The sequence below is a fragment of the Methylobacterium sp. UNC300MFChir4.1 genome, assembly GCF_900110155.1.
Lineage (GTDB): Bacteria > Pseudomonadota > Alphaproteobacteria > Rhizobiales > Beijerinckiaceae > Methylobacterium.
The window spans coordinates 30,291-45,292 of the sequence record NZ_FOCS01000007.1; the positions used below are offsets into that span (position 1 = coordinate 30,291).

The 15,002-nt window shown below is 72.5% G+C and carries 14 protein-coding genes; 2 read left to right on the top strand and 12 right to left on the bottom strand.

Translation table 11 applies throughout. The annotated features are described in order from the left end of the window. Positions 1–32: 32 nt before the first annotated feature. The 3 genes from eda to BMY19_RS11855 all read right to left on the bottom strand — a co-directional run bounded on the left by eda (position 33) and on the right by BMY19_RS11855 (position 4,027). A complete protein-coding gene (gene eda / locus BMY19_RS11845) occupies positions 33–659 on the bottom strand; it encodes a bifunctional 4-hydroxy-2-oxoglutarate aldolase/2-dehydro-3-deoxy-phosphogluconate aldolase (protein ID WP_170862955.1) in 627 nt (208 codons plus the stop codon). Positions 660–681: 22 nt separating this feature from the next. Continuing rightward, positions 682–2,508, bottom strand: a complete 1,827-nt coding sequence (gene edd, locus BMY19_RS11850) for a phosphogluconate dehydratase (protein WP_100251830.1) — start codon at positions 2,506–2,508, stop codon at positions 682–684. A gap of 397 nt (positions 2,509–2,905) precedes the next feature. Beyond that, positions 2,906–4,027, bottom strand: coding sequence for an asparaginase (locus BMY19_RS11855; protein ID WP_100251831.1), 1,122 nt, complete (start codon positions 4,025–4,027; stop codon positions 2,906–2,908). A gap of 170 nt (positions 4,028–4,197) precedes the next feature. On the opposite strand from BMY19_RS11855, the gene BMY19_RS11860 reads away from it, so the two are divergent. Then, positions 4,198–4,440 (top strand): hypothetical protein, encoded by a 243-nt coding sequence (locus tag BMY19_RS11860; RefSeq protein WP_100251832.1) that lies wholly within the window; start codon positions 4,198–4,200, stop codon positions 4,438–4,440. Between the two features lie 28 nt (positions 4,441–4,468). On the opposite strand, the gene BMY19_RS11865 is transcribed toward BMY19_RS11860, so the two are convergent. The 8 genes from BMY19_RS11865 to BMY19_RS11900 all read right to left on the bottom strand — a co-directional run bounded on the left by BMY19_RS11865 (position 4,469) and on the right by BMY19_RS11900 (position 12,797). Then, positions 4,469–5,788 carry an MFS transporter gene (locus BMY19_RS11865; protein ID WP_100251833.1) on the bottom strand — a complete coding sequence of 440 codons (1,320 nt, stop codon included), beginning with the start codon at positions 5,786–5,788 and terminating at the stop codon, positions 4,469–4,471. 147 nt (positions 5,789–5,935) lie between these two features. Continuing rightward, positions 5,936–7,336: a sigma-54-dependent transcriptional regulator gene (locus BMY19_RS11870; RefSeq protein ID WP_100251834.1), complete on the bottom strand. Its 1,401-nt coding sequence runs from the start codon at positions 7,334–7,336 to the stop codon at positions 5,936–5,938. Continuing rightward, entirely contained in the window at positions 7,321–8,784 is a 1,464-nt protein-coding gene (locus BMY19_RS11875) for a sensor histidine kinase (protein WP_100251835.1), read from the bottom strand. The genes BMY19_RS11870 and BMY19_RS11875 overlap by 16 nt, the downstream gene beginning before the upstream one ends. A gap of 228 nt (positions 8,785–9,012) precedes the next feature. Beyond that, positions 9,013–9,216, bottom strand: coding sequence for a hypothetical protein (locus BMY19_RS11880; RefSeq protein ID WP_020093001.1), 204 nt, complete (start codon positions 9,214–9,216; stop codon positions 9,013–9,015). A gap of 104 nt (positions 9,217–9,320) precedes the next feature. After that, complete coding sequence (locus tag BMY19_RS11885) at positions 9,321–9,674, bottom strand: hypothetical protein (RefSeq protein WP_100251836.1); 354 nt, start codon at positions 9,672–9,674, stop codon at positions 9,321–9,323. A 72-nt stretch (positions 9,675–9,746) separates the two neighbouring features. Next, the gene (locus tag BMY19_RS11890; RefSeq protein ID WP_100251837.1) at positions 9,747–10,544 is read right to left on the bottom strand and encodes a YfdX family protein; all 798 of its coding nucleotides are present in this window, start codon (positions 10,542–10,544) and stop codon (positions 9,747–9,749) included. Positions 10,545–10,689: 145 nt separating this feature from the next. Beyond that, complete coding sequence (locus BMY19_RS11895; protein ID WP_020093004.1) at positions 10,690–11,013, bottom strand: low molecular weight protein tyrosine phosphatase family protein; 324 nt, start codon at positions 11,011–11,013, stop codon at positions 10,690–10,692. Beyond that, complete coding sequence (locus BMY19_RS11900) at positions 11,010–12,797, bottom strand: ABC transporter ATP-binding protein (protein WP_100251838.1); 1,788 nt, start codon at positions 12,795–12,797, stop codon at positions 11,010–11,012. The genes BMY19_RS11895 and BMY19_RS11900 overlap by 4 nt, the downstream gene beginning before the upstream one ends. A 467-nt stretch (positions 12,798–13,264) precedes the next feature. On the opposite strand from BMY19_RS11900, the gene BMY19_RS11905 reads away from it, so the two are divergent. Continuing rightward, the gene (locus tag BMY19_RS11905; protein ID WP_100251839.1) at positions 13,265–13,606 is read left to right on the top strand and encodes an Hpt domain-containing protein; all 342 of its coding nucleotides are present in this window, start codon (positions 13,265–13,267) and stop codon (positions 13,604–13,606) included. A 21-nt stretch (positions 13,607–13,627) separates the two neighbouring features. On the opposite strand, the gene BMY19_RS11910 is transcribed toward BMY19_RS11905, so the two are convergent. Next, the gene (locus BMY19_RS11910) at positions 13,628–14,869 is read right to left on the bottom strand and encodes a sensor histidine kinase (RefSeq protein WP_091680470.1); all 1,242 of its coding nucleotides are present in this window, start codon (positions 14,867–14,869) and stop codon (positions 13,628–13,630) included. Positions 14,870–15,002: the final 133 nt, after the last annotated feature.

Consider the following 15,002-nt stretch of genomic DNA (forward strand, 5'->3'; position numbering starts at 1 on the left):
CGCTCCGCTCGCAAGGACGTCGGTTGCGGGGCTTACGCCTTGCGCAACTCCGCGGCGGCCCGGGCCGCCCGCTCGATCGCCGCCGGATCCGGCGTGCCGGGCTTCACCACCCAGCTGCCGCCGACGCAGAGCACGGACGGGATCGACAGCCAGTCCGGGGCGCTCAGCTCGGTGATCCCGCCCGTCGGGCAGAACCGCACCGCGCCGAACACCGCCGCGTGCGCCTTCAGCGCCTTGATCCCGCCCGCGGCCTCCGCCGGGAAGAACTTGAACCGGTCGAGCCCGTGGTCGAGGCCGCGCATGATGTCGGCCGCCGTCGCGACGCCGGGCAGGTAGGGCACGCCGTTGGCCTTGGCGGCGTCGGTCAGCGGCTCGGTGAGGCCCGGCGAGACGATGAACTCGGCCCCCGCCGCCAGGGCCTTCTCGAGATCGCGCGGGTTGAGCACCGTCCCGGCGCCCACCACCGCGCCCTCGACCCGGGTCATCTCCCGGATGACGTCGAGGGCGGCCGGGGTCCGCAGGGTGACCTCCAGGGCGGTCAGGCCGCCCTTCACCAGGGCCTCGGCGATGGGCCGCGCCTGCGCCGCGTCGTCGATCACCAGGACCGGAATGACGGGCACGGAGCGCATCAGCGCGTCGATGCTGGTCAGATCGTTCATGGTCGGCAACTCCCTCTCGGTTTCAGAGGCCGGCGGCGGCGAGCATCGCCGAGGCGCCCCGCTCCGCCGTGTCGGCCCCCTGGCGCATGAACGCGAACAGCTCCCGCCCGGTGCCCTGCGCCGGCTCCGGCGCCTCGGCCTCGGAGCGGCCCGCGAGTTCCGCCTCGTCGACCAGCACCTCCAGCAGCCCGTCGGCCGCGCTGAGGCGGACGACGTCGCCGTCGCGGATCCGCCCGATCGGGCCGCCGCCGAGCGCCTCGGGACTCAGGTGGATGGCGGCCGGCACCTTGCCGGACGCGCCCGACATCCGCCCGTCCGTCACCAGGGCGACCTTGTGGCCGCGGTCCTGCAGCACGCCCAGCGGCGGCGTGAGCTTGTGGAGCTCCGGCATGCCGTTGGCCCTCGGGCCCTGGAACCGGACCACGACCACGACGTCGCGCTCCAGCTCACCGGCCTTGAACGCCTTCAGCACCTCGTCCTGGTCGGAGAAGACCCGGGCCGGGGCCTCGATGGTGCGGCGATGCTCCTCGACGGCGCTGGTCTTGAACGTCGCCCGGCCGAGATTGCCCTTCACGAGCCGCATGCCGCCGTCGGGCTGGAACGGGTTGCCGGGCCGGCGCAGCATCGTGTCGTCGAGGCTCTCCGGCACGGCGTCCTCGAAGACCAGCTCCTCGCCGTCGAGCTTCGGGTCGCGGGCGTGGTCGCGCAGCGTCTGGCCCGACACGGTCAGGATGTCGTCGTGCAGGAGGCCCGCGTCGAGCAGGGCCGCCATCACGAAGCTCATGCCGCCCGCGGCGTGGAAGTGGTTCACGTCGCCGGCGCCGTTCGGGTAGACGCGGGCGATCAGCGGCACGGCGCTGGACAGGCGGTCGATATCCTCCCAGTCGATGACGATGCCGGCCGCGCGCGCGATGGCCGGCAGGTGGATCGCGTGGTTGGTGGATCCGCCCGTTGCGAGCAGGCCGACCGCGGCGTTGACGATCGCCTTCTCGTCGACGCAGAGGCCCAGCGGCCGGTAGTCGTTGCCGGCGCCGCCGATCTCGGTGAGCCGGTGGATCGCCGCTCGGGTCACGGCCTGGCGCAGCTTGGTGCCGGGATTGATGAAGGACGCGCCCGGCATGTGCAGGCCCATCATGTCCATCATCATCTGGTTGGAGTTGGCCGTGCCGTAGAACGTGCAGGTCCCGGCCGCGTGGTAGGAGGCGGACTCGGATTCGAGCAGCTCCGCCCGGCCGACCTTGCCCTCTGCGTAGAGCTGGCGGATCCGCTGCTTCTCCTTGTTGGCGAGACCCGACGGCATAGGCCCGGCCGGGATCAGGATCGTCGGCAGGTGGCCGAAGCGGAGCGCCCCGATCAGCAGGCCCGGCACGATCTTGTCGCAGATGCCGAGCAGCGCCGCGCCGTCGAACATGCCGTGGCTCAGCGCGACCGCGGTCGAGAGCGCGATCGTGTCCCGGGAGAACAGCGACAGCTCCATGCCGCTCTGCCCCTGCGTGACGCCGTCGCACATAGCCGGCGTGCCGCCCGCGACCTGCGCGGTGGCGCCGCGCTCCCGGGCGAACAGCTTGATCTGCTCCGGGTAGCGCCCGTACGGCTGATGGGCCGAGAGCATGTCGTTGTAGGCGGTGACGATGCCGATGTTCATCACCGTCCGCTCGTCGCGGATCGCCGCCTTGTCCTCGCCGGAGGCCGCGAAGCCGTGGGCGAGGTTGCCGCAGGCGAGCTTCCCGCGCCGGACCCCCGCCTCGCGCTCGCGGGCGATCAGGTCGAGATAGGCGCGCCGGGTCTCGCGGGAGCGCGCCACGACGCGCTCGGTGACCGCCGCGACCTCGGGATGAAGCTCGGTCATGCTCGTTCCTCCAGGCTCGGTGCCGACGGGCGCGCGGCCGGTGCCGCGAGTCGGGATCGGCCGCGCGCCCGCGTCGGTGGCCGGTATCTAAGGGGTGCGCCGCGGGATGTAACCCGGGGCGGGCGCCGGCGCTGACATGAGGTCTGCCCGCCGGCTCAGGAAACCCCAAGTCCGAGGCCGCGGTCGCTGTCGCGTTCGACCGATGCCGCCCGCATCGTCATCACGAGCGGAGCGAAGTGACCCAGGGCAGCGCGACCCTGGAGTGCTTCGCCGCGCCCGCAAAGACGGTGACCGCCCGCCTTTGCCCGGACGCCCGACGTCGCCACGCCTCGAAGCGCTCGTTCGAGGCATGCTGCAGGACGGGGGCGAACCTCGGAGACCCGGCGCGCTCCCGGACTCAGTACTCCCAGAAGATGCGCTGCAGCTCCTTGGTGTCGCTGGTCTTGGTGAGCGCCACGGCGGCGAGGATCTTGGCCTTGGCGGGATTGAGGTCGTGGGCGACCACCCAGTCGTACTTGTCGTCGGGCTGCTCGGCGTTGCGCAGGACGAAGCCGTCCGGCACCCGCGACGAGCGGATCACGATGGCGCCCTTGGAGCGGATGTCCTTGAGCTTGTCGACGAGGTAGCCGGGGACCGAGCCGTTGCCGGTGCCGGCGTTGACGATCGCCTTGGCGCCGGCCTGGAGCTCGGCGTCGTAGACGCCCGGGATCATGTTGCCCGAGCCGTAGACGATGCCGACCAGCGGCAGGCTGTCGATCTGGTCGATGTCGAACTCGGAGCTCATGTTGTGCCGCTTCGTCAGCGAGCGGAAGAAGTAGGTCTTGCCCTCGACCACCATGCCGAGCGGTCCCCACTGGCTGTAGAAGGCGCTGGGCACGATGTTGGTCCGCTTGTTCACGTCGCGGCCGCACTGGATGTAGTCGTTCATCGTCACGGTGACGCCCTGGCCGATCGCCTCCTTGCTGGCGGCGACCGTGACGGCGTCGAGCAGGTTGAGGGCGCCGTCGGCCGAGATCGCCGTGCCCGGCCGCATCGAGCCGACCACCACGATCGGCTTGTCGCTCTTCACCACGAGGTCGAGGAAGAACGCGGTCTCCTCCAGCGTGTCGGTCCCGTGCGTGACCACGACGCCGTCGACGTCGTCCTGCTTCAGGAGCTGGGACACGCGCTTGCCGAGCTGGACCAGCTGGGCGTCGGTGAAGCTCTCGGAGGCGATCTGGAAGACCTGCTCGCCGCGGACATTGGCGATGGTGTTCACCTGCGGCACGGCGGCGATCAGCTTGTCGACCGGCACCTTGGCGGCCGTGTAGGTGGCGCTGTTGGCGGCGTCGGCGCCGGCGCCCGCGATCGTCCCGCCGGTGGCGAGGATCACGACGTTCGGCTTCTTCGCCGCGGCGGCCGTGCCGGCCTCGGGCATCTCGCGCGCGACGAGGGGCGCCGCCCCGAATCCGCTGGCCAGGGCCAGGGCGAAGACCGCTCCGCGCAGGGGAAGAGCCGCGCCGCTTCGGCAGGAGAACATCGGAGATCCTCGATGGTTGACGGGAGAGCGAGTCGGACTCGACGCGGGGATGGTAGCCGCGCCCCGGCCCGAGGCAAGGATCATGCAGGGCGCCGACGTGCAGGGCGCGACGGATCGTTACGCAAGCTCGGGCGTTGATGGGGGTTGCTGTCCGCTCGGAGATAGATCCCATGCTGCATCTCGCCGGCCTGCTCGAGGAACTCGAGCGGAGCGAGCCCGCGCGGGCCGCGATGTCGATCCTCGAGACCTCCCTCGCGCGCCGCTCGACGGAGGAGCAGGGCGCGTTCTGGCGCGCCGTCGACATCTACTACGTCTCGCGGAAGGCCCCGCCGGAGGCGACCCTGCCGGGCCAACTCGGGCCGGGCGAATCCGTGGCGAGCCAGGCCGCGCCGGAGCTGGCCGCGGCGTCCTGAGCCCGGCCTCCGGATCCGATCGCGGCGCTCAGGCGCTCGCCGGCACGGCCGGCGGCATGCCGGCGCCGCTCTCGGGCTCGCTGCCCGCGCGCACCGCCTCGCGGGTCTCGGGCATCAGCGCGAAGTAGAGGACGAAGCCGAGCGCCGCGATGGCCGCCAGCGCCAGGAAGGCGGTGGAGTAACCCGCCGACACGATGATCACGCCCGCCAGCGTCGCGCTCAGGGAGGCGCCGATGCCCTGGGCCGTCGCAACGGCGCCCTGGGCCGCGTTGAACCGGCCGCCGCCGCGGGTCAGGTCGGCGACCACGATCGGGAACAGCGCGCCGTAGACGCCGGCCCCGATGCCGTCGAGGAGCTGGACGCCCACCAGCCAGAACGGGTTGTCCGACAGCGTGTACAGGACGCCGCGCAGCGCCAGGATGCCGAAGGCGGTGAGGAAGATCGGCTTGCGGCCGATCACGTCGGCCTTCGCGCCCACGAAGATCGCCACCGGCACCATCACGCACTGCGCCGCCACGATGCAGACCGCGATCAGCGAGGTCGCGTGGTCCTTGCCCGAGATGTGCGTCAGGAGCTGGCCCACCGAGGTCAGCATCGCCGCGTTGGCGAGGTGGAAGATCGCGCAGAGCACCGCGAAGATCAGCAGCGCCCGGGTCTGCAGCAGGGTGGCGAGGCCGGAGGGCTTCTCCTGAGCCTGCTCCTCCGCCTCGGTCATGCCGCGGGCGAGGTCGTTGTCGATGGCGTCGGCCGGCACCATCAGCATGGCGCCGATCGACAGCGCCGCCAGGATGCCCATCAGCCAGAACACGACCACCGGCCCGAAGAAGTAGGCGAGCCCGCCCGCCAGGGCGGCCGAGACCGCGTTGCCGGCGTGGTTGAAGCCCTCGTTCCGGCCGATCCGCTTGGCGAACATCTTCGGCCCGACGAGGCCGAGCGTGATCGCGGCCAGCGCCGGCGGGAAGATCGTCCCGGCGACGTGAGCGATCGATTGGGTGGCGGTGACGAGGTAGAAGTTCGTGATGAACGGCAGGACGAGGCAACTGGCCGTCACCGCGATGGCGCCGCCGATCACCACCGCGCGCTTGTGGTTGGTGGCGTCGATCAGCGCGCCGGCGGGCGTCTGCGCCACGAGGCCGAGGATGCCCGCGATGGTCATCACGAGACCGGTCGTGGCCTCGTTCCAGCCCTGGTCGGGGCCGCGCACGGCGATCAGGTAGATGGCGAGGTAGGGGCCGAGGCCGTCGCGCACGTCGGCGAGGAAGAAGTTGAGCGCGTCGAGGCCGCGCAGGGCCTTGGCCGAGGGTGTCCGGCCGCCGGCGCCGCGGGCGCCCGTCTCGATGCTGTTCATCCTGCCCGATCCCCCGACCGACGGACGGCGCGGCCCCGATCCGGGCCGTGCCGTCGCACGCGGGGCTCGACGCCCGCGCGCGCCATCGGTTCCCGCGCGGCGCGGGCCTCACGCGGGATGTGAACGGTTCTCCGGCCCGCACGGGCCTCAGGCCGTGTCGGTGCCGGCCGAAGCGTCGGGATTCCCGACAGCGTCTGTCGTCTCTTCCGACAGATCGGTGCCCGGCGCGCCGAGGCCGTAGCGCTCGATCTTGGCGTAGAGGAGCTGCCGCTGGATGCCGAGCCGGCGGGCGGCCCGGGCACGGTTGCCGTCGGCCTCGCGGAGCGCGGCCGCGATCATGGTCCGCTCCAGGCGAGCCACGGCCCCGGGCAGGTCGCCGGCGAGCCAGTCGGCCGCGCCGTCCTCGCCGCGGCGGTCGAGTCGCGCGGCCGGCAGATCGATGGCCTCGGCCGCGATCACGCCGCCGCGCACCAGCATGGCGGCGCGCTCCACGACGTTGCGCAGCTCGCGGACATTGCCGGGCCACTCGTAGGCGAGCAGGCGCGAGGCGGCCCCGCCGCTCAGGCGCTTGCCCGAAGGGACCAGGAAGTGCTCGGCGAGCGGCACGATGTCGGCCAGGCGCTCGCGCAGGGGCGGCAGGGTGATCGGAACGACGTTCAGCCGGTAGTACAGGTCGGCGCGGAACCCGCCCGCGGCGACGAGCGCCGGCAGGTCGCGATGCGTCGCCGCCACGAGGCGGACATCGACCCGGGCAGGGCGGCCCCCCAGCGGGGTCACGACGCCGTCCTGGATCACCCGCAGGATCTTCGCCTGCATCGCCGCCGGCATGTCGCCGATCTCGTCCAGGAACAGGGTGCCGCCCTGGGCCTCGTGGAAGGCGCCCGCGCGGTCGGCGGTCGCGGCCGCGAAGGCGCCCCGGACATGGCCGAACAGCTCGCTCTCCAGAGCCTCGGCCGGGATCGCCGCGCAGTTGACCGGGACGAACGGCCGCGCGCGCCGCCGCGAGAAGGCGTGCAGGGCCCGGGCGACCTCTTCCTTGCCGGTGCCGGTCTCGCCGTGGACCAGGATCGTGGACGCGTTGTCGGCGACGAGACCGATGGTCTTCTGGACCTTCCGCATGCCCGCGCTCGACCCGATCAGGACCGGGTGGTCCGGCGGCGGGGCGGCGCCGACGGGATCGGAGCGGGCGTCGCGCAGCATCGCGTCGAGGACGGCGGCGAGGTCGGCCCGGCCGATCGGCTTGGTCAGGTGGTCGTGCGCCCCGAGGCGCATCGCCTCGATCGTGTTGGCCGGGCTCGCGAAGGCCGTCAGGACCGTCACGGGCGGCGGCTCCGGCAGGGCCCGGATCCGTTCCAGCGTGGCCATGCCGTCGAGGTCTCCGGGCATGCGCAGGTCGAGGAGCACCGCCGCCACCGGACCCTCGCCCAGCCGCGCCAGCGCCTCCGACCCGGAGGCGACCGGGAGCGCGGTGTGCCCGAGATCGGTCACCGTCTCGGCGAGCCCGTCGCGCAGGGCTCTGTCGTCGTCGACGATCAGGATGGTTGCCATGGCAGATCCAGGACAAAGGTGGTCTCCGGCGCGCCCTCGACCAGCCTCGCCTCGCCGCGATGCGCCAGGGCGATCTCGCGCACGATCGCGAGCCCCAGACCGGTCCCGTCGGGCCGGCCGGTGACGAAGGGATCGAACAGGCTGGCGCGGATCGCCGGGTCGACCCCGGCGCCGGTGTCGGCGACGCAGAGGCGCAGCCGCAGCGCGCCGTCGACCGTCACCCGCTCGGCGCCGAGGCGGACCCGCCCGCCCGGCGGCGCGTGCTGCAGGGCGTTCAGCAGCAGGTTGTCGACGGCGCGGGCGACCTGTGCCCGGTCGAGATGCGGGTGGTCCGCGGCGGGCAGCCCGTCGGCCTCGACCGCGATCCGGACAGAGCGCGCGCGCGCCAGATCCTCGTGCAGGCCCGCGCACTCGGCCAGGAGCGGTGCCACGGGTGTGGGCATCCGGTTGAGCGGCCGCGCCTGCGTCAGGTTGAGGAGGTCGCGCAGCAGCGTGTCGACCCGGGCGATCTGGCCGAGAACGGTCTCGAGGGCGACGGCGGCGCGGTGCGGATCGCCGCTGACCAGGGCGTTCTCGGCCTTCAGCCGCATCGCCGCGATGGGGTTGCGGATCTCGTGGGCGATGCTCGCCGCCAGACGGCCGACGGCGGCGAGGCGCTCGGTCGCCACGATCCGGGCCTGGGCCTCCCGCAGCCGCCCGCCGGCGGCGTTGAGGGCGTCGACCAGCCGGTCGAGCTCGCGCTCGCCGGTGCGGTCGAGATGGGGCAGGTCCTGGCCGTCCGGACGCGGCGCGGCAAGCGCGGCCTCGAGCCGGGCGATCCGCCCCGAGAACCCGTACAGGAACCAGCTCAGGAACGCGGCCGATCCGAGTACCGTGGCGGCGAGGAAGCCCAGGCCCGCGAGGAAGCGCGTGTAGGTGGGGCCGTCATTCACGTGCGCGCGCGTCATCGACCACGCGGTCAGGCCGGCCTCCGGCCCGTGCAGCGGGCAGGCCTGGAGCATGAGAACCTGGGTCCGGCTCGGCCGCCGCTCCGAGGCCGCGTGGTCGACCCGCAGGGCCTGCGCGTTCAGCGCCGCGATGGCGTCGCGCTCGGCTGCCGGAAAGTCGGTCTTCGGCCCGGATCCCTCGTAGGTCGGATAGGCGTAAGCCACCGACCCGCGCGCGGCGCTCCAGATTCCGCCCTCGAGGCCCGGGAAGCGCGCCAGAGCGGCCGAGACGGTGCCGACGAGGTCGGCCTCCCCGACGCCCCTCCCGCGCGCACGCACGAGGGCGGCGTACCGGTCGATGATGTCGCGGCAGGCCCGCCCGACCGCGAGATCGGCTTGCGCCACCTGGACGCCCGTCGACTGGTCGTAGACGCCGAGCATCAGGTAGGCGGTGGCGGCCGCGGAGGCGACCAGCAGGACCCAGAGCGCGAGCAGCCGGGCGCGCAGGCTGTAGGCCGTCACGGCGGTGTTCGACCCGGCATGGCGGTGGCTCCTGCGGCGGCGTCGCGCGCCCGGACCCCGTTCCTAAGCCATTGTCCGGTCCCCGACCACGCGGAGACTGCGCGGGTCCCACGGTGACGGGGCGACGCGCGCGAACGGTCCCGGGTCGGGCCCGGGACCGCCGGGAGCGGGGCGCCGCGTCCGGCACCCCGCTCGGACGTACGATCGATCAGTCGTCGGCGCGCGCGCTCACTTGCGGTTCGTGATGAGGCTGTCGACGTTCTTGTTGGCTTCCTTATTCTCCTTCCGCTGCATCACCACTTCGTGCTTGGTGTCCTTCATCGACATCTCGTCACGCTTGCCCTGGGGCATCTCCTTCGGGGCCGCCAGGGCCGGCGTGACCGACCAGAGACAGGCCAGGCAAAGAGCAGCGCGCGCCGTAGTCTTGAACATGATGCCTCCTCCACTCAATCGACATTGCAGGACGTCTTGGCGATGCCGCCGGTTCCTCATGCGCGGATCACGGGCGTGCGATCCGTCGCGCGGAGGGTCTCGTCTCAGGGCTGGCCCGACGGGTTGATCGGCAGGGCGTCGCTTCCGAGCTGCACGCAGGTCAGCATCGCCACGTAGGACGGGGTGCCGCCGATCTGGCTCTCCGTCGCGCAGGTCCGGCGCTCGGCCACGTCGAACGTCGCCCAGCGCTTGATCAGGGTGCGCCGGGCGGCGGCCTCGTCGGACAGGCAGCCGCGGTAGCTCGCCCGGTCGACGGCGGTCGATCCCGCCCGGTGCTCCGGCGCGCAGATCGCCCGGATGTGGAAGTCCGGAACCCCCGCCGTCCGGGCGGAGGCCGCCAGGGTCCCGCCGAGGAGCAGTTCGAGTCCCAGGATGGTCGAGATCCAGAATCGCCGCACGCGACCCTCCCTCCTGTGCGCCGACCGGGCCGCGCCCGAGATCCGTCAGGCGCGGCCGTCGTCGGCGTTCGGTCACTTGCTGGTCTTGGCACCCGCCGTCGTGCCGGTGGCCTGCGGCGCGCCCTTGTCGGCCGTGGCGGCGGCCGCCTTCTGGGGCACCGCGATCGCGTCGATCACGTCGAAGCGCATGTTGTCCTGGGCCGTCTTCAGGGCGGCGTTGGCCTCGTAATACTTGCCCTGGTTGATCAGCGTCGCGGCCTGATCGACGTCGGCGATGGTCTTGTTCAGGGGCAGGACCGCCATGGTGAAGTTGACGTCGACATGGGCGAGCTTGAGCTTCTCCAGGGCCCCCTTCTGGTCGCCCTGAGCGAGGTTCTTGTTCGCCTCGGTCACCGCGGAGGCCTTGGCGGGCGTGGCCACGAAGTCGTCGCCGAGAGTCAGCTGCGCGTCGACCGGGACCCAGGCCACCTGCTCCTTGGAGGCCGTCTTGGTATCGGCCTTGGTGTCGGCCTTGGCGCTCGGCGCAGTCGCCTTGTGGGCGGCCATGTCGGCCGGGGACTTGAGGTCGGCCTCGGCCTTGGTGAAGATCGCGTCGTCGGTCTTGGCCTTGGCGAAAGCGGCCTGCGCCTTGGCGATCATGTCCTTGGCCTGGCCGGGATTGGCCTCGAAGATCGCGAGGCGGGTGAGCTGGAGATCCCTGAAGCCCTGTGCGCCGTCCTTCGAGAGCTTGCCGACATCCTTGTCGACCGCCGCCTGGCTCGCGCTGATCTGCGTGCCGTTGGTCTGGACGGCCTGCTCCGCCGCGTAGGCAGTTCCACCGAGGATTGTGGTGAGCACGAGAGCCGCAGCCATAGATTTGCGATAGGACATAGTAATATCTCCCTCTAGTGCCGGAGATAAGGCCTTCATCTGCATTGGCCTCATTCATTCCGTGTTCAGATAATAGATCAGCCGCCATTTGGTCGCATGACCGGAAGATTAAAGAACGGCAATGCGCCGCCGGGCGTGGCGGGTCTCAGCGCGGCAGGAAGCGGCCGGCGCGCGCGTCGAGCAGCGCCACCAGCGCCGGCGCCATGAAGTCGTGCACGTCGGGGATGTCGAGGCAGACGAGGCGGGTCCCGCGCAGGGCGGCCCCGAAGCGGCGCATCAGCTTGCGCCGGTGCGCGCGCTCCATGACGACGACGATCTCCGCCCAGGCGAGATGATCGGCGTCCACCGGCTCGTCGGCGTCGGGCGACACCCCCGCGCTGGCGGTCTCGATGCCGGGCAGCCGCGCGAAGATCTGTTCCGCGGTCGGGCTGCGGGCGCGCGCCCGGCCGCAGACGAACAGGATCCTCACGCGCTCTCCGCGAGGTCGGCTTGCCGCTCGAACAGGGCGCGGTACGCCCCGTTCGGGCGGCGCAGCAGGGCGGCGTGGGGCCCGTCCTCGACGATGCGACCGCGGTCGAAGACGAGGATCCGGTCGAGGGCCCGCACCGTGGACAGGCGGTGGGCGATGACGATGGCGGTTCGCCCGCGCATCAGCCGCGCCATGGCCTCCTGCACCAGCGCTTCCGACTCGGAATCCAGGCTCGAGGTCGCCTCGTCGAGGATCAGGATCGGCGCGTCCGCCAGGAAGGCGCGGGCGAGCGCCACCCGCTGGCGCTCGCCGCCCGACAGCTTGACCCCGCGCTCGCCCACCAGCGTCGCGTAGCCCTTCGGCAGCCGCGCGATGAAGTCGTGCGCGTTGGCGAGTCGCGCCGCCCGCTCGATCTCCTGCGCCGAGGCGCCGGGCCGGGCGTAGGCGATGTTCTCGGCCAGGGAGCGGTGGAACAGCACCGGCTCCTGGGGCACGATGGCGACCTGCGCGCGCAGGCTCGCCTGGCTCGCCGACGCCACGTCCTGCCCGTCGATCGTCACGCGCCCGCCCGACACGTCGTAGAGCCGCTGGATCAGCTTGACGAAGGTCGTCTTGCCGGAGCCCGAGCGCCCGACCAGCCCGACGCGCTGGCCGGCCGGAATCGTCACGGTCAGCCCGTCGTAGAGGGGCCGCGTGTGGTCGCCGTAGTGGAAGCGCACGGTCTCGAACCGGATCGCCCCGCCCGCGACCGCGAGCGGGACCGCGCCGGGCCGGTCGGCGACGCCGACGGGTTCGGCCTCCAGGGCGACCAGCTCCTCCATCTCGTTGATGGCCCGCTGCAGGTGGTTGATGTGGCCGCCGATGTCGCGGAGGTAGCCGTGCACCACGAAGGTCGCGGTCAGGACGTAGGCGACGTCACCCGGGCTCGCCCGCTCCCGCCACCACAGCCACAGGGCGATGGCGACGATGGCGGTGCGCAGGACGAGCAGCAGCCCGAGCTGGCCGGTGCCGCCCCAGGTGACGATCATCCACGTGCGCCGGGTCCGCCGCTGCCACTTCGCCAGCAGGCGGCCGAGCCGCGCCTCCTCCCGCGCCTCGGCGCCGAAGGCCTTGACGACGGCGTTGTTGCCGATCGCGTCGCTCAGCGCGCCGCCGAGGCGGGTGTCGAGGGCGTTCGAGAGCGCGGCCGCGGGCGCGATGACGCGGGTCGCGAGCAGCGCGGTCGCGCCGACATAGGCGCCCGCGCCGATCGCGACCGTCGCGCCGAGGGCCGGCCAGTGCAGGCCGAGGACCAGGGCCGTGCCCACGAGGACGACGAGCGCGGGCAGGAGCGACAGCAGCAGCGTGTCGTTGAGCCCGTCGATCGCCCACATGCCGCGGGAGATCTTCCGGACGGTGGAGCCCGAGAAGGTGTTGGCGTGCCACTCGGTCGAGAAGCGCTGGACCCGGGCGAAGCCGTTGCCGACGATGTCGCTCATGGTGCGCAGGGAGAGCGGCACCACGAGGCTCCAGGCGACGTGCCGCAGCAGCGCCGTGGCGAGGCCGAGCCCGGTCATCGCCAGGAAGGCCGGCCAGGCCGCGTCCAGCGCCGCGCGTCGGTCGCTCCCGGAGAGCGCGTCGACCAAGCGGCCCGCGAAGAGCGGCAGCAGCACCTCCGCCAGGGTGGCGAGCGTGATCGCGCCGGTGAGACCAGCGACGAGGGGCCAGCGCCTGCGCCAGCTGCGGACGACGAAGGCCAGGACGCGACGGACCGCGTCCGCCTTCCGGGGAGACGACAGAGACATGCGAGTGCCCGACGCGGGCGAGCGTCGGCTCCGGGTGACGCCGCGTCCCATCGCGAACGATGCGCGCCGGCGAGATCAGGCAGGATCGGGTTCAGAGACGCCGGGCGGCAGGGCCGGGCGAGAGTGGGAAGCGGCTAGCCGACCCGCGCGGGGGCGCCGACGAGTCCTGCTCGGAGGGTGGCAAACACAGCGATCATGCAGCTCCCTCCCTGGTGCGAGCGCGACAGGAGCACGAGGCTAGGAGAGCCCGAACTGATTCGCAACGACCATCGCGAAGCTTCGGCCAGTCGCGACGGCCGATCCATGCACCCGGGTCAACCCTGCGGAGCCTGGGGAACGGTCACGCTTCGTTGAAAAGCTGACGCAACGCGGTGTAAACACTTCGCTGCAAACTGGGCCGTTGTGCGGCGCCTCGGTTGCGCGCCTCTCTCGGATCGCTGTCGCGGATCCGTACTTGGAGACCGACGGTGTCGCACTCCCTGGTGAACCGGGACGCGCTCGAGGAACTCACGGCCGTGATCGGCACGGAAAAGCTCGTCCGCATCCTCGATCGGTTCGTCGTCAGCCTGACCACCGCCTTCGAGGGACCGGATCGCGCGAACGATGATTACGGCCGCGAGGCGCACACGCTGGTCTCGATGTCCGGCATGCTCGGCTGCGCCGAACTGTCCCGGGCCTGCCGCGGCCTCGAGGAATCGGCCCTGGCGGGCGACGATCTGACCCGTTCGCTGGTCGACCTGAGGACCCTGCGCGACCGGACCGTCGCGGCCCTGCGGGACCTGCAGGCGGAGACTCGGCTGAGCGCCTAGGGCCGCGCGGCCGCATCGCGATCAGGCGACCATCACCGCGTCGAGGGGCGCCTCGAAGGTCAGCACCGCGCCCTCGCGCGGGTAGCTCATGTGGGCGGTCCCGCCGAAGCTGTGGGCGAGGCTGCGGGCGATGAGCCGCGTGCCGAACCCCGTGCGGGTCGGCGGCGTGACCGGCGGTCCGCCGCTCTCCTCCCAGCGGAACCGGAGGGTCTGGCCGCCCTCTGCCTCGGCCACGTTCCACGTGATGCAGACCCAGCCGGCGGCCACCGACAGCGCGCCGTACTTGGCCGCGTTGGTTCCGAGCTCGTGCAGCATCAGCGCCAGGGTCATGCCGTGGCGCGGTCCGAGCGTCAGCTCGGGACCGGCGATGCGGAACCGGCCCGCGACGCCGTCCCCGTGGAGCGACACGGCGCCCTCGACCAGACCACTCAGGGAGGCCCGGGTGAACGAGCCCTGGAGCAGCACGTCGTGCGCCTTCGCGAGCGCCAGGAGCCGCGCGGCCAGCGCCTCGCCGGCTGCCTCCAGCGACGGCGCGTTGCGCATGGTCTGCGTCGCGACGGCCTGAACCATGGCCATGGTGTTCTTCATCCGATGGGCGAGTTCCTGCATCAGCAGCGTCTGGCGCGCCTCGGACAGCTTCTGGTCGGTGATGTCGCGCGACACCGCCAGGATCCGCTCGGGCCGGTCCGGCGCCGCGCCGATCGGCGTGACGGCCACGTCCCACCAGCGGAGCGCGCCGCCGGATTCCGACTGGGCCTGGAACCGGCTCGGGCGGCCGATCCGGGCCCGATCGAGCGCCTCGGCCACCGCCTCCCGGTCCTCGGGGCGCGTCCAGGCGTCGATCCAGGGCCGGCCGATGGCGTCCGCCTCGTCCCCGGCGGCGGACAGGGCCGGACCGTCCTCGCTGGCGGTGATCAGGCGCCCGTCGCGGTCCAGCAGTTCCAGGTAATCGTTCGGGGCCTGCGGCAGGCCGATCGCGCGCGCGCGGCCGGAGGGGCGCGGCCTCGCCTCGAGCCCGAGTCCGGCCGGTTCGCGGGGCGACGGTCCGCGGGGCGCCTCGACCCGCTCGGCCGCCATGCGACCGGCTTCGACGCGGCTCGCCGTCTCGATGATTCGGCCGAGCCGCCGGCTCCGCTGCCGCTCCCAGTCGGCCTGGGCGGTCGCCTGGCTGAGCAGGCTGCGCAGGCGGATGTTCTCCGCCTCGAGCGTCTCGACGCGGCGCTCCGCCCCGTCGATCCGCGGCCGTACGATGTCCACTTCCATCGCCCGCCCCCCTCGTCATCCCGACGGGGCGCCCGTGCGCGGCGCGCCGCCGGAGCTCCCCGACCGCGCGGCGCGGCAACGGATGTCGATGGCAGGGCCGCACCGGCGGTTCAGACCGCTTCTGGTGCCGGTT

Bases quoted from the DNA above. Each gene is read 5' to 3' on its own strand.
- BMY19_RS11880 (WP_020093001.1), bottom strand. From the start codon at position 9,216: ATGTTCAAGACTACGGCGCGCGCTGCTCTTTGCCTGGCCTGTCTCTGG.
- BMY19_RS11855 (WP_100251831.1), bottom strand. From the start codon at position 4,027: ATGTTCTCCTGCCGAAGCGGCGCGGCTCTTCCCCTGCGCGGAGCGGTC.
- BMY19_RS11890 (WP_100251837.1), bottom strand. From the start codon at position 10,544: ATGTCCTATCGCAAATCTATGGCTGCGGCTCTCGTGCTCACCACAATC.
- BMY19_RS11870 (WP_100251834.1), bottom strand. From the start codon at position 7,336: ATGGCAACCATCCTGATCGTCGACGACGACAGAGCCCTGCGCGACGGG.
- BMY19_RS11865 (WP_100251833.1), bottom strand. From the start codon at position 5,788: ATGAACAGCATCGAGACGGGCGCCCGCGGCGCCGGCGGCCGGACACCC.
- eda (WP_170862955.1), bottom strand. From the start codon at position 659: ATGAACGATCTGACCAGCATCGACGCGCTGATGCGCTCCGTGCCCGTC.
- BMY19_RS11860 (WP_100251832.1), top strand. From the start codon at position 4,198: ATGCTGCATCTCGCCGGCCTGCTCGAGGAACTCGAGCGGAGCGAGCCC.
- edd (WP_100251830.1), bottom strand. From the start codon at position 2,508: ATGACCGAGCTTCATCCCGAGGTCGCGGCGGTCACCGAGCGCGTCGTG.
- BMY19_RS11900 (WP_100251838.1), bottom strand. From the start codon at position 12,797: ATGTCTCTGTCGTCTCCCCGGAAGGCGGACGCGGTCCGTCGCGTCCTG.
- BMY19_RS11910 (WP_091680470.1), bottom strand. From the start codon at position 14,869: ATGGAAGTGGACATCGTACGGCCGCGGATCGACGGGGCGGAGCGCCGC.